General features: G+C 65.7%; 12 protein-coding genes. 5 read left to right on the top strand and 7 right to left on the bottom strand.

Annotated features, from left to right (window positions below; genetic code table 11):
* The first annotated feature begins 63 nt into the window (after positions 1-63).
* Positions 64-720 carry an exopolysaccharide biosynthesis polyprenyl glycosylphosphotransferase gene (locus ACN2C8_RS15615; protein WP_419252942.1) on the top strand — a complete coding sequence of 219 codons (657 nt, stop codon included), beginning with the start codon at positions 64-66 and terminating at the stop codon, positions 718-720.
* Positions 721-728: 8 nt separating this feature from the next.
* On the opposite strand, the gene ACN2C8_RS15620 is transcribed toward ACN2C8_RS15615, so the two are convergent.
* Positions 729-1,358 (bottom strand): TetR/AcrR family transcriptional regulator, encoded by a 630-nt coding sequence (locus ACN2C8_RS15620; RefSeq protein WP_419252943.1) that lies wholly within the window; start codon positions 1,356-1,358, stop codon positions 729-731.
* Between the two features lie 305 nt (positions 1,359-1,663).
* Here ACN2C8_RS15620 and ACN2C8_RS15625 point away from each other — a divergent pair, with 305 nt between their 5' ends.
* Positions 1,664-2,488 (top strand): UDP-2,3-diacylglucosamine diphosphatase, encoded by an 825-nt coding sequence (locus ACN2C8_RS15625; RefSeq protein WP_419252944.1) that lies wholly within the window; start codon positions 1,664-1,666, stop codon positions 2,486-2,488.
* Positions 2,488-3,579, top strand: coding sequence for a glycosyltransferase family 4 protein (locus tag ACN2C8_RS15630; RefSeq protein ID WP_419252945.1), 1,092 nt, complete (start codon positions 2,488-2,490; stop codon positions 3,577-3,579). Before ACN2C8_RS15625 ends, ACN2C8_RS15630 begins: the two co-directional genes overlap by 1 nt.
* A 701-nt stretch (positions 3,580-4,280) precedes the next feature.
* On the opposite strand, the gene ACN2C8_RS15635 is transcribed toward ACN2C8_RS15630, so the two are convergent.
* From ACN2C8_RS15635 to phnC, 6 genes are all read right to left on the bottom strand, one after another.
* Positions 4,281-5,588 (bottom strand): hemolysin family protein, encoded by a 1,308-nt coding sequence (locus tag ACN2C8_RS15635; protein WP_419252946.1) that lies wholly within the window; start codon positions 5,586-5,588, stop codon positions 4,281-4,283.
* 155 nt (positions 5,589-5,743) lie between these two features.
* Positions 5,744-6,787 (bottom strand): substrate-binding domain-containing protein, encoded by a 1,044-nt coding sequence (locus ACN2C8_RS15640; protein ID WP_419252947.1) that lies wholly within the window; start codon positions 6,785-6,787, stop codon positions 5,744-5,746.
* A gap of 75 nt (positions 6,788-6,862) precedes the next feature.
* Positions 6,863-8,113, bottom strand: a complete 1,251-nt coding sequence (locus tag ACN2C8_RS15645; RefSeq protein ID WP_419252948.1) for an OprO/OprP family phosphate-selective porin — start codon at positions 8,111-8,113, stop codon at positions 6,863-6,865.
* Positions 8,114-8,290: 177 nt separating this feature from the next.
* Positions 8,291-9,109 carry a phosphonate ABC transporter, permease protein PhnE gene (gene phnE / locus ACN2C8_RS15650; protein WP_419252949.1) on the bottom strand — a complete coding sequence of 273 codons (819 nt, stop codon included), beginning with the start codon at positions 9,107-9,109 and terminating at the stop codon, positions 8,291-8,293.
* An 8-nt stretch (positions 9,110-9,117) separates the two neighbouring features.
* Positions 9,118-10,128: a phosphate/phosphite/phosphonate ABC transporter substrate-binding protein gene (gene phnD, locus ACN2C8_RS15655; protein ID WP_419252950.1), complete on the bottom strand. Its 1,011-nt coding sequence runs from the start codon at positions 10,126-10,128 to the stop codon at positions 9,118-9,120.
* On the bottom strand, positions 10,125-10,937 hold the full coding sequence (gene phnC, locus ACN2C8_RS15660; RefSeq protein WP_419252951.1) for a phosphonate ABC transporter ATP-binding protein: 813 nt from the start codon (positions 10,935-10,937) through the stop codon (positions 10,125-10,127). The genes phnD and phnC overlap by 4 nt, the downstream gene beginning before the upstream one ends.
* A 236-nt stretch (positions 10,938-11,173) precedes the next feature.
* Between phnC and ACN2C8_RS15665 the strand changes: the two genes are divergently transcribed.
* Together ACN2C8_RS15665 and ACN2C8_RS15670 are read left to right on the top strand one after the other, a co-directional pair.
* Positions 11,174-12,445, top strand: coding sequence for a type III PLP-dependent enzyme (locus ACN2C8_RS15665; RefSeq protein WP_419252952.1), 1,272 nt, complete (start codon positions 11,174-11,176; stop codon positions 12,443-12,445).
* Positions 12,446-12,447: 2 nt separating this feature from the next.
* Positions 12,448-12,762 carry a cupin gene (locus tag ACN2C8_RS15670; RefSeq protein WP_419252953.1) on the top strand — a complete coding sequence of 105 codons (315 nt, stop codon included), beginning with the start codon at positions 12,448-12,450 and terminating at the stop codon, positions 12,760-12,762.
* Positions 12,763-12,810 lie beyond the last annotated feature (48 nt).

Here is a 12,810-nt window from a genome sequence, read left to right on the forward strand (position 1 = left end):
ACACTGGCAAAGGCGCGCCAAGTCCTGCGCCCCTTTCCCGTGATGAGAGTACGGTGGGGACCGATGACCGGTGTAGTTTCTCGTCCGCGGGCGGATCTCTCGCGTGCGGAGGGCCTTAGGCCACGCGTCGCGTGGGATCCGGCCAAGCGCGTGTTCGACGTCGTCGCAGCCCTGGCCCTGCTGGTGCTGTTCGCGCCGTCGCTGCTGCTGGTGGCGCTGCTGATCCGCCTGGAATCGCCGGGCCCGGTGTTGTTTCGGCAGGCCCGGGGCGGCCTGAACGGGCAGCTGTTCATGATCTACAAGTTCCGCTCCATGCTCTGCGACGACAGCGGCGAGACCGTCGTGCAGGCGGCGCGCGTCGATGACCGGATCACCCGCGTGGGGCGCTTTATCCGCAAGACCAGCATCGACGAACTGCCCCAGCTGCTGAACGTCCTCAAGGGCGACATGTCTCTGGTCGGCCCCCGTCCCCACGCCCGGGTCCATGACGAGCACTATGGCGGACTGATCCCCGGCTACGCCCTGCGCCAAAGGGCGCGTCCGGGCCTGACGGGCCTGGCCCAGATTCAGGGACTGCGCGGCGGCACCGAAGATATCGAGTCGATGGCCCGGCGCGTCAGGGCCGACATCGCCTATATCGAAAACTGGTCCTTCGCGGGCGACCTGCGGATCATGCTGCTGACCGCCCCGCACTTGCTGACCGCCGAAAACGCCTACTAGGCTCACCCCTAGTCCGGCCACAAATCCTGGATGTCGCCCTTGCGGTTGAGCATTTGGGTCGCCCGCTTGATCACCGCCAGCAGGCGCGCCTTCCGACCCTCGCTATCGTAGGTCAGGGTCGAGCGGGCCAGGCCTTCCAGCATGAAGCGGGCCAGGTCGCGACTGGCCTGAAACCGTGGGCCGGCGCCGGCGTGCAGGATCTTCAGGAAGTGATCGCCGGCCTGGGCGCGGTCGAACTCGGCCTGGGCCGGGGCCAGCAGGGCCTGGATGGCCGGATCGGTGCGACCAGCGGCCTCCAGCTCGGCGAAGGCCATGAACGGCACGCTCTGCAGCAGGTCCCAATAGCTGTCGATGGCGTGCTCGGTGACGTCGCCGCCGGGCGACAGGGTGTCGGCTGCGGCGCGGAACAGGGCCGAACGCTCGGCCTGGACATGGGCCACGGCGGCCTCGACCAGAGCCTCGCGGGTCGGGAAATGATACAGCATCGCCCCGCGCGTCAGACCCGCCGCATCCGCAATGACCGGATTGCTGGCGGCGTGATAGCCGATCCGGGCGATCAGCTGCATGGCGCAATCGAGAATCCGCGCCCGCGTCTTCAACGATTTCGGCGTATCCTTGGCGAGGCGGGCGGCATCCATCGCCCTGATCTAGTGCGGCCCATGCTGCATCGCAACAGCCGTTGACCGCCTCGCGTCGCAAGGCGCGGTATGGCGACGCTCGTCGCGCGCCCGGCCTGCTACCCAGCCTGGGTCGGCGCCTGTTTTCAAGGCGAAACGGCGCCCTGCCGAGGGGCTCCGGAGACGGGCCACAGGTTACCAAAGGCTGAATGCCGCGGCCGGGTTTCATCAAAGCGACATGCAATCAGCTTAATCGCCGGATCTCTCGCCGAAGGTCGCGACCAATCCGGGGGCGGATCGACCAGGCGCAGCAACCGGGGACCTGCATGAGCGCCGAATCCGCTGTCCGCCACTATCGCAGCATCTTCATCAGCGACCTGCATCTGGGCACCCGCGGGTGCCAGGCCGAGCTGCTGCTGGACTTTATTCGCCATGTCGAGTGCGACACGCTGTATCTGGTCGGCGACATCATCGACGGCTGGAAGCTGCGCAGCGGGTGGTACTGGCCGCAGGCCCACAACGACGTGGTCCAGAAGATCCTGCGCCTGGCCCGCAAGGGCACCGAGGTGATCTATGTCCCCGGCAATCACGACGACCGCATCCGCGACTTCTGCGGCGTGCATTTCGGCGGTGTCGTGGTGGCCCGCGACGTGATCCACGAGACCGCCGACGGCAAGCGCTACCTGGTGGTCCACGGCGACGAATTCGACGGCGTCGTGCAGCAGGCCAAGTGGCTCGCCTTCCTCGGGGATTGGTCCTATAGAACCATCCTGATGCTGAATACCTTGCTGAACCGCGCTCGGCGACGCATGGGTTTCGGTTACTGGAGTCTCTCGGCCTATCTGAAGGTCAAGGTGAAGAACGCTTTGCATTTCATCGAGAACTTCGAGTCCGCCGTGGCCGACGAGGCGCGCCGCCGGGGCGTCGACGGGGTGATCTGCGGGCACATTCACAAGGCCGAGATGCGCGACATAGACGGAATCACCTACGTCAACGATGGTGACTGGGTGGAAAGCTGCACGGCCCTCGTCGAACACGCCGACGGTCAACTCGAAATCCTCGAATGGGCCAAGCTGCGCTCGTGGTCGGTGATCGACCGCAAGCTGGCCACGCCCGCCACCGAGCCCCTGCCGGAGCCTGCCGCCGCCTGATGCGGATACTTCTCGCCACAGACGCCTGGGAACCTCAAGTCAACGGCGTGGTTCGCACCCTCACCCGGGTGGTCGACGAACTGCGCGCCATGGGCCACGAGGTCGATGTCGTCAGCCCTGACCAGTTCCCCACCTTCCCGCTGCCGACCTATCCGGAAATCAAGCTGGCGATCGGCGCCTATGAGCCGGTGCAGGACCGCTTCAAGTCGTTCGAGCCCGAAGCGATTCACATCGCCACCGAGGGTCCGATCGGCCTGGCCGCCCGCCGCATCTGCCTGGAATGGAAGCTGCCGTTCACGACCAGCTACCACACCAAGTTCCCGGAATATGTCTCGGCCCGTCTGCCTTTGCCGCTGGCCGCCGGCTACACCTATATGCGCTGGTTCCATAAGCCCTCCGGGCGCCTGATGGTGGCCACGCCCACCATGCGCGACGAGCTAGCCAAGCACGGGTTCCGCAATCTCTCGCCGTGGTCGCGCGGCGTCGACACCGACGTCTTCAAGCCTCGCGCGGCGGGCGAACCCGACGTGTTCGCGGGCCTTGCGCGCCCGATCTTCCTCAATGTCGGCCGCGTGGCCGTCGAGAAGAACATCGAGGCCTTCGCCAGCCTGGATCTGCCCGGCACCAAGGTGGTGATCGGCGACGGTCCCCAACGCGAAGAGCTGGCCGAAAAATATCCCGAGGTGAAGTTCCTGGGCGCCAAGTTCGGCGAGGAGCTGGGCCGCTATTTCGGCTGCGCCGACGTGTTCTGCTTCCCCTCCCTGACCGACACCTTCGGCCTGGTGATCCTGGAGGCCATGGCCGCCGGCGTGCCCGTGGCCGCCTTCTCGGCCCCCGGCCCCATCGACATCATCCCCGGCTCCAACGCCGGGGCCCTGGCGCCGGGCCAGACCGACGGGCTGCGCGAGGCCTGCCTGGCGTGCCTGGACCTCGACAAGACCGTGGTCCGCAAGTTCGCCGAGGGCTTCTCGTGGCGCGCCTGCGCCGAGGAGTTCTTCCGCAACCTGCAGCCCTATCCCGAACCGGAAAAGACCCGGTTCTGGCGGCGGCTGCGGCGGCTGGCGCGCCTGCGCGGCCGGACGGCGGCCTAGACATGGCTTCGCAGCCTCGCGCGGAAACCGCCGAGTTGATGGGAAGGGTCGCGGAGCGCCCGGGCCTCGCCCGGATGTGAGTTTGTATAAGTACCGTTTCGACGAAGACAGACGCTCCGCGCAGCCGTTATCCGGTGAGCCCTCGGGGCGCGGGGTTTTAACCCGCTTCCGACGTTAGGCCCCCGACGGGTGGAGGGGTTAGCGACCCCGTCCAGACCGCATGGGCGATTTCAGCCCATGCCTGCTGCGCTTCGTGCGGGCGTCGCCAAAGGGAGTTCCCAGCGGTCCCGGTCCGGCTTCAACGCGTCCGGCCCCCGCAAGGACCGATCCGCTCCACCAGACCCTGCCGGGCCTTCGACGACGGCCGGCGGGCGCTTCCCGCTCGACCACCCCTGACCGCCGCAACGGTCGCCGTACGTGCGCCCTTCCCGTGCTGTCAGGTGAGATTGATTATGCGGGCGGTTTCGGCGCGTCTGATTGGCGCGATCAAGTTTTTTGCAAGCGGTTGATTGGGTTGGGGTTTGTTCCGGAAGCAACGGGGATAGAGGGCGGTCTATCCCCATAAGTCCTCCCCCTGAAGGGGGAGGCGGCCGGAGGCCGGTGGGGGAAGACCGCACCGACTCAGCAGCACTACCCCCTCCGATCACTACGTGATCGCCTCCCCCTTCAGGGGGAGGACTTGATAGCGCCCGCCCCGCCCCCTACTCCGCCTCGCCCTTGCGTCGCAGGCACGGCTTCAGGATCACCTTGTCGATCCGCGAGCCGTCCATGTCGACGATCTCGACGTCGAAGCCGCCCAGTTCGACGATCTCGCCCTCGCGGGGGATACGGCCCAGGCGGTCGAGGATCAGGCCGGCCACGGTGTGGTAGCCGCCCTCGGCCTCGAAGGCCTCGCCCAGGGCGTCGTTGAGCTCCTGGATGTCGAGGCGGGCGTCGACCAGCCACGAGCCGTCCTCGCGGCGCAGGATCCGGGTCTCGGTGTCGTCGTGGCTCTCGGGGAAGTCGCCGGCGATCATTTCCAGCAGGTCGATGGGGGTGATCACCCCCTGAACCGAGCCAAATTCGTCGACCACCAGGGCCATGTGCAGCGGGGTCTGCTTGAACAGGGCCATGGCGCGCAGCAGCGACATGGTCTCGGGGATGGCGATCGGCTGCTGGACGTGGGCAAGCACGTCGATCGGGCCACCGGAGAGGGCCGCGTCGAGCAGATCCTTCTTCAGGACCACGCCGATATCGCCGTCCAGATCATCATCGGTGGCGACCACGATGCGCGAATAGCGGCAGGCGCGGATCTCGGCCAGGATCTCCTCGGGGGTGTCGGCCAGGGAGATCCAGAACAGGTCGCGGCGCGGGGTCATGGCCACGCGCACCGGGCGGTCGCCCAGGCGCAGCACCTCCTGGATCATCGAGCGCTCTTCGGGCTCGATCAGCCCGGCGTCGGCGCCTTCGGCCAGGACGGTCTCGACCTCTTCGGCGGTCATGTCGTTGGTGCGCTCGTCGCGCACGCCCATCAGCTTGAGAATGGCGGCGGTCGAGACGGTGAGGATAGTCACGAAGGGGCGCAGCACCAGGGCGACAATGGCCAGGAACGGGGCCATGCGGCGGGCGATGGCGTCGGGGAACAGCAGGGCCAGGCGCTTGGGAACCAGCTCGCCCAGAATGACCGAGACATAGGTCAGGCCGATGACCACCACGATGGTGGCGATGATCTCCGAATGCGGCCCGATCATCGGCATGGGCTCAAGCCAGTGGTCGAGGGCGGCGGCGATGGTGGCTTGGCCATAGGCGCCGGCCAGGATGCCGATCAGGGTGATGCCCACCTGCACGGCCGACAGGAACCGGGTGGGATGCTCGGCCATGGCCAGGGCCAGCTTGGCGCCCTTGTCGCCGCGATCGGCGAAGGTCTGGAGCCGAGCCCGGCGGGCGGAGACCACCGCCAGTTCAGACATGGAGAAAACCCCGTTCAAAAGAACGAGGAGAAACACGACAGCGAGCGCGAGGAGGATCATAGCCCTAGGGGGTCAATGACACGGCGCCGGACGGCGGCCGCGACCCTGACTTCCTTGCGCGGCGAGGGTGAACCGTTGAGCCACTATACAAAAGAAATCGCCGCGGCCCATAGGGCCGCGGCGAGGTAAGTTTGGTCGGGGAAAATTTAAGCGTCTTACGAGGCCGGACGGGCCATCGAGGTCTTGTTCTTGACGACGTTCTTCTGGGCTTCGTGCTGGCCGGGGGGCAGCGGGATCAGACCGCGACCCTGCAGATAGCCACCGCGACCCGAAGCGGCGTCCGAGGTGAACTCCGACAGGAACTCGGCCAGGCCCGGCGTGACGCCGATGCTGGACTTCTTGACGTAGATGTAGAGCGAACGGGCCAGCGGATAGGAGCCGTCCGAGATGGTCTGGGCGTTGGGCTTCACGCCGTTGACGGTCGCGCCCTTCACCTTGTCCATGTTCTCTTCGAGGAACGAATAGCCGAACACGCCCAGCGAACCGGGGGTCTTGGTCAGGGTGCCGACGATGGCGTTGTCGTTCTCGCCAGCGTCGATCCAGCCGTCAGCGCGCAGCGGGTCGACCTTTTGCTTGAACAGCTTTTCGTTGTTCGAGCGCAGTTCGTCGGCGGTCGGGAACTTGCGGGCGCCGGCCTCGATGGCCAGTTCCACGAAGGCGTCGCGGGTGCCCGAGGTGGGCGGCGGGCCATAGACCTGGATGCGGTTGCCCGGCAGGCCCGGACCGACATCATCCCAGCTGTTGTTGGGGTTCTTGACCCACTGGCCACCCTTCAGGATCTGGGCCGACAGGCCCAGGAACAGGTGCTCGGTCTTGAAGTTGTAGTCAGCGCCGTCCTTGTCGGTGGCGACAACGATGCCGTCGAAGCCGATCTTGATCTGGACGATGTCCTTGATGCCCTTGGCGGCGCAGGCGTCGAACTCGGACTTCTTCATCGGACGCGAGGCGTTGGCGATGTCGGGGAAGCCTTCACCGGCGCCCGAGCAGAACAGCTTGATGCCGCCGCCGGTGCCCAGCGATTCGACCTTGGGGGCCTTCTTGCCGGTCTTCTTGGCGAAGTTCTCGGCCACGCGGGTCGAGAAGGGGAAAACGGTCGAGGAGCCGGCAGCCCAGACGTAGTCGCGGGCGGCGTGGGCGGGAACGGCGGCGAGGCCCGACAGGGCCACGGCAGCGGCCGCGCAGGAAAGAAGCTTCTTCATGGAGAACTCCTGGAAATCTCTAAGGCGTGGGGAGGAAGCAGGCCGCGCCCAGCGCGGCCTGCTTGATAGTCAGTCTTAGAAGTCGAACTGGGCGCGCATCTGGAACGTGTCGACGTCGACATCGTTCAGCTCGCGGTTCACGCCCGCCGTCAAGGTGGGGTTGTCGTTCTGGGCCTTGGTGTAGTTGGCCTGGAAACGGACGTAGGGGTGGGGATACCAGTTCAGACCAGCGGTCAGGGCGGTGTACTTGCCGGCCGTGGCCACGCCCTTCAGATCGGTCAGGTCGACCGAGTCATAACGCAGGGCAGCTTCCCAGGCGCCCATGCCACCGGCGGTGACCGGCGACAGGATGCGGGTGCGGTTGAACTCGCCGCGAGCGGCTTCATAACGGCGGGTTTCGCCGGTCAGGAAGAAGCTGCCGGTGACGTAGAAGGCGTCCAGGTCAACGTCCGAAGCCGTACCGGTGCGGTCGGCGGTGATGCGGGCGTATTCGGTCTGCAGCGAGAACTGCTTGTGCAGCAGGGCGGCTTCCAGGCCGATGGTCTTGTCGTGAACGCCAACAGCGCCCGACGAGGTGTAACGCGCGCCGTAGTTGGTGTTGTTGCGGACCTGATAGGTGAAGTTGGCCTGGTCGCCGCGATCGCGGTAACGGCCCCAGACGCCCAGGTGCAGGGTGGTGGTGTCGGTGATGATCGGCGCGAAGGTGGCGCGACCGTTGTAGCCGAAGGTTTCCTTCGAGCCGGTACCGATGTTGGTGGCGACATCGGCGCTGTTCAGGCTGTCGCCCGACAGAGCGACGCCGGCGGTCCAGTTGGGGCCGTTGGTCTTGACTTGCAGGTTCATCACGCGACCGGCGTTGATGAAGTCGTTGAACGCGCCGCGTTCCATCATCGTGTTGTAGCGCGACGAGGTGAGGTCCTCGAGCGAGACGGTCTTGAAGTTACCGACGATGATCGAGGTGGTTTCAGTGGCCTTGTACTCGAGGGTCAGGTCTTCCCACTGGGTGGTGCCGCCGCCGCTCGAGATCGCTGCCTCGGCCTTGTAGGCCCATTGACCGTTCCAGGTGCCTTCAACGCCCAGACGGGCGGTGCGCAGGCGGGTGTTCCAGGCCTTGAAGTCAACGCCGGTACCGGTGCGGTCAACGTCCTGATAGACGACGTCTTCGTACACGCGACCGCGGACCTTGAAGGTCAGGGTGTCGTTGGCGAACTGAGGCGCGCCCTTCCAGCTGGTGGTCGTTTCTTGAGCTTGAGCCGAAACGCCCAGGCCGAGCGCGAGCATGACGCCCAGCGCGGACCCGCCGACCAGCGAGGTCTTGGTGATCATGTGAGAATTCCCCTTAAGGCTGCCCCTGGCCTCTCACCCCTCTTGCGAGGAGCGGGATCAGGATTACAGCGGCTTACCGGGGTCCCATGACGGTTCAGCCACCGATTTGTGACAGCCTGACGACAAGCGTTTTCAAGGGGTTAACCTGTGGCCAACTAGACACATAATGCTCAGTCGTCAGAGTAAACGGCTGCGAATGATCTGCGACAGCAGGTCAATCAGCGACACCGCCACCACGATCACCAGCACGATGCAGCCCGTCTGGTCGTACTGAAATCCGTTGACGGATTCCAGCAGCACCTGGCCGATACCGCCCGCCCCGATCAGCCCCAGCACGGTGGCCGAGCGGCTGCTGGATTCGAAGCGGTACAAGGCATAGCTGGTCCACAGCGGCGCGACCTGCGGGATCACGCCCCAGACGATTTCCTGCAAGGGCACGGCGCCGGTGGCGCGCACGCCCTCGACCGGACCCTTGTCGATCGACTCGACCGCCTCGGCGAACAGCTTGGCCAGCACGCCGCCGGTGTTGAACATCAGGGCCATGACGCCGGCGAACGGTCCCAGGCCCACGGCAGTAATGAAGATCAGGGCCACCACCAGGTCGGGCAGCGAGCGGATCAGGTCCAGCGCCCGGCGCACCGGCTGCTGGATCCACACCGGCGTGATGTTGCGCGCGCCCAGCAGGCCCAGCGGAATGGCGACGATGATGGCCAGGGCGGTGCCCCACAGCGCCATCTGGATGGTCTGCCACATCTTGCCGACATAGGTGGACCAGTCCATTTCCATGAACAGCTTGGCGTCGCCGAACGGCGCGAAGAAGCCAGTCGCGAACTCGCGCATCCGGCCCGCTTCCGTGACCAGCTGCGGAAACTTGTCGATCTCGGCCGGCCTGAAGCTGATGATCAGCAGGCCGATCACCCCGCCCCACAGCAGGATGTCGAAGGCCAGGGCCGAGGCCGACTTCTTAGGCGGCGGCGGGATGGTGTCGCTGCTCATGGATAGGCTCAGTTGGCCGGCGCGGGCAGACCGGCCTTACCCTCGGCGGCGAGGCGCTCGGCCTTGACCCCGTCGAGAGCCTGCTGGGTGGCGGCGATCTTGGCCGCGTCGCCGGTTTCCTTGGCCAGGCCAAACTGCTCCAGGGCTTCCATTTCGCGCACCACCAGCAGGTGGGTATCGTCAGCGGCCAGGAAGCCGCCCATCGAAAGCTTGGCCAGGTTGGCGCGCTGCTGGGCCGCGACCGGGGTGTCGCCCTGGCCATAGGTCAGGAAGAACTGGCGGACCTTTTCCTTGGTCACCGGATCCAGCTTCTTGCGCCAGACGATCGGATCTTCGGGCAGGGTCGGCGATTCCCAGATCACCTTGACCTTGTTCAACTGGGCCGCGCCGCGATCACCGTTCAGGCGCAGGGCCGTGGTGTTGTTGGTCGCCGCGTCCAGCTTCTTGTTGGCCACCGCGAACAGGTTGGCGTCATGGCTGGCGCTGAGCACGGTCTTGAAACAGGTGTCGGGCTTCTTGCCGGCCGGAATGAACACATAGGTCATCGGGGCCAGGGTGCCCGAGGTCGACTTCTTGTCGCCGATGCCGAAGTCGAGCGTCTTGTCGCATTTCAGGAGATCCTGCAGCGTCAGCTTGCTGTCAGCCGGCACGATGATCACCGACTTGTAGCCGTCCGTGCCCGACGGATCGAAGGTGCGGGCGAAAACCTCGCCGCCCGAACGGCGCACGGCTTCCAGGCCCGACTGGTTGGAGAACCAGCCCACATCGGTCTGGTCGGCGCCCATGGCCACGATCAGCGACGAATAGTTGGACGAGAAGAACGGCTTCACCTTCATGCCGGTCTGCTTTTCCATGTCGGCCAGGATGGGCTTCCAGTAGCTCTCCATGTTCTGGGCCGACTCGGTCGACAGGATCGAGAACACGATGGTGTCCTTGGGTCCCTCGGCGACCGGCTTGGGCGAACAGGCCGACAGGGCCAGGGTGGCTGCGGCGGCGATAAACAGGCTGCGGCGGATCATTGCGGAGCTCCTTCCCAGAATACGTCCTCGAATTCCGGGCCGTAGATGTCGATGAGTTGTTCGCGTTTCAGGCCGTCGGCCGGGCCGTCATAGACCTTCTTGCCGGCCTTCAGGGCCACGACCCGGTCGCAGTAGCGCAGGGCGTAGTCCACCTGGTGCAGGGTGACGACCACGGTCAGGCCGTCGGATTTGTTGAGATCACGCAGGATCTCCATGACCTTGCGGGCCGAGACGGGGTCGAGCGAGGCGACCGGCTCGTCGGCCAGGATGATCTTGGCCTTCTGGACCAGGGCCCGGGCGATCGCGCCGCGCTGCTGCTGGCCGCCTGACAGGGTATTGGCGCGCTGGGCGGCATAGTCGGAAACGCCGACCCGGTGCAGGGCGGCCATGGTCGCGGCCTTGGTCTCCTGAGGCCAGGCGCCGAACACGCCGCGCCAGAACGGGATGCGCCCCAGTGAGCCAAGAGCCACATTGCTGAACAGCGACAGGCGGCCCACCAGGTTGAACTGCTGGGCGATGAAGCCGATGCGAACCCGGGCCTTGCGGACCTGGTCACTGACCTTGCCCCGAGCCTGTACGGGTCCGCTGAAGGCGGTGATCACCCCGTCACCGCTCTTGTCGTCCTTGGGCGCGTCGATGGTCTGCAGACCATCGATCGACCGCAGCAGCGTGGATTTGCCCGAGCCCGAGGGGCCGATGAGCGCGATCATCTCGCCGCGACGAACGTCGAGCGAAACGGCGTCCAGCGCACGACGAGACCCGAAGGTCTTGGAGGCGGCGCGGATCGAGAGAACTGGGTCCGACGTCATGGTCGGGGAGAATCCTTAACGGGGTTTCTGGCCAAGGGGAATGCGTTCACCGCTTTGGCGGTGGTTCGCAATGGAATTGTGACGGCGGGTGGTTCAAATCACCTCAGGACCGGGCCCCAAAAGGGACTTTACATCGGGGGACTATGCCCCTATTTCGCACGGCTCCGGCGGACCCGAAGTCCTCATAAGCGCTGCTAACGCCGGCTAGGTTTAACTTTTGCAGGGGTCTACGTGAATTGCACACGTACCATGAACCCCTGGACCTGGTCCGTGAGCGGTCACCGGAACGTCCAGTCGCACTCGTGCGGCCGGACGCGGTGTCCGTAGCGGCGCGCTGGTTCCAGGCTGAATTTAAAGGCGACGTCTTTTACGCGGTGAAGGCCAACCCTTCGCCGTGGGTGATCCGCGAGCTCGTGGACGCCGGCGTTCGATCGTTCGACGTGGCGTCGCTCAACGAGATCGAACTCGTTGGTCAACACGCGCCCGGCTCACGCATGGCCTTCATGCACCCGGTCAAAAGCCGCGTGGCGATCTCGGCTGCCTATTTCGATCATGGCGTGCGGACGTTCTCGTTCGACACCCACGAAGAGCTGGCCAAGATCCTCGACGCGACCGGCAACGCCAAGGACCTCAATCTGATGGTCCGCATGGGCGTGCAGGCCGAGGGCGCGGCCTACAGCCTGTCGGGCAAGTTCGGCGTCGAGCCGCACGACGCCCCGGCCCTGCTGCTGGCCGCTCGCCGCGCCACCCAGGACCTGATGGGCGTCAGCTTCCATGTCGGCAGCCAGTGCATGCGGCCCACCGCCTATCAGGCGGCCATGGCCCAGGCCTCGCGCGCCCTGGTTCGCGCCGGCGTGCTGGCCGATGTCGTCGACGTGGGCGGCGGCTTCCCGTCGATCTATCCCGGCATGGTTCCGCCGGACATGTCCGAATATCTGGCCGCCATTGATCGCGGCTTCGCCGAGATGATGGTCCACGAGTCGACCCAGCTGTGGTGCGAACCCGGCCGGGCCCTGGTGGCCGAAGCCTCGTCGCTGCTGGTCAAGGTCGAGCTGAAGAAGGGCGACGCGCTGTATCTGAACGACGGGTCCTATGGCTCGCTGTTCGACGCGGCGCACATGAAGTGGCCCTTCCCGGTCAAGCTGTATCGCAAGAACGGCCCTGCGGGCGGCGAGATGGTCGAAGACAGTCTCAAGCCCTTCCGCTTCTACGGCCCGACCTGCGACAGCATCGATCACATGCCCGGCCCGTTCTATCTGCCGGAAAGTGTCGACGAGGGTGACTATATCGAGATCGGCATGCTGGGCGCCTATGGCGTGGCGATGTCGACCCGCTTCAACGGCTTTGGCGAGAACGAGACCGTCGAGGTCCAGGACGCGCCAATGGCCTCGATGTACGGCCTGGCCAAGCGCTCGATCCCGACCCACAAGCCGGAATCGGAAGAGCGCAAGGTCGTTCGCTTCTCGCGTCCCAAGGGCGCGGCGGGCAAGAAGCGTCGTCGGCGCTAGCCGTGCGCTTCCTGCGGGATCTGAACACGTTCCGGGCCGAAAGGCCCTGGGGCGCGCTCGATGTCGGTTCGGTTGACGGGACCACCGTGCGCCTGCACTGGACCGACCAGCCCTATGTCTGGCACGTCAATGATGGCCCCGAGGTGTTCATCGTTCTGTCGGGAACGGTGGATATGCACTGGCGCAAAGACGGCGCGGAAAGCGTCGAAAGACTGAACGCTGGCGACGCTTGCTACGCGGAGACAGGCGATGAACATGTCGCCCATCCGATCGGAGAGGCCCGCATCCTGGTCGTCGAACGCCAGGGCAGTGTCTGATAAACCCCATGCGGGACAGGGCGACTGTCCCGCTCCCGCCCGCCGGTT

Origin of the sequence: Caulobacter sp. ErkDOM-C, from assembly GCF_048541825.1 — a bacterium.
Classification (GTDB): Bacteria; Pseudomonadota; Alphaproteobacteria; order Caulobacterales; family Caulobacteraceae; genus Caulobacter.

Excerpts from the sequence above, each read along its gene's own strand:
- ACN2C8_RS15630 (WP_419252945.1), top strand. The coding sequence starts at position 2,488 with ATGCGGATACTTCTCGCCACAGACGCCTGGGAACCTCAAGTCAACGGC.
- ACN2C8_RS15615 (WP_419252942.1), top strand. The coding sequence starts at position 64 with ATGACCGGTGTAGTTTCTCGTCCGCGGGCGGATCTCTCGCGTGCGGAG.
- ACN2C8_RS15620 (WP_419252943.1), bottom strand. The coding sequence starts at position 1,358 with ATGGATGCCGCCCGCCTCGCCAAGGATACGCCGAAATCGTTGAAGACG.
- phnD (WP_419252950.1), bottom strand. The coding sequence starts at position 10,128 with ATGATCCGCCGCAGCCTGTTTATCGCCGCCGCAGCCACCCTGGCCCTG.
- phnE (WP_419252949.1), bottom strand. The coding sequence starts at position 9,109 with ATGAGCAGCGACACCATCCCGCCGCCGCCTAAGAAGTCGGCCTCGGCC.
- ACN2C8_RS15635 (WP_419252946.1), bottom strand. The coding sequence starts at position 5,588 with ATGATCCTCCTCGCGCTCGCTGTCGTGTTTCTCCTCGTTCTTTTGAAC.
- ACN2C8_RS15645 (WP_419252948.1), bottom strand. The coding sequence starts at position 8,113 with ATGATCACCAAGACCTCGCTGGTCGGCGGGTCCGCGCTGGGCGTCATG.
- ACN2C8_RS15640 (WP_419252947.1), bottom strand. The coding sequence starts at position 6,787 with ATGAAGAAGCTTCTTTCCTGCGCGGCCGCTGCCGTGGCCCTGTCGGGC.
- ACN2C8_RS15625 (WP_419252944.1), top strand. The coding sequence starts at position 1,664 with ATGAGCGCCGAATCCGCTGTCCGCCACTATCGCAGCATCTTCATCAGC.
- phnC (WP_419252951.1), bottom strand. The coding sequence starts at position 10,937 with ATGACGTCGGACCCAGTTCTCTCGATCCGCGCCGCCTCCAAGACCTTC.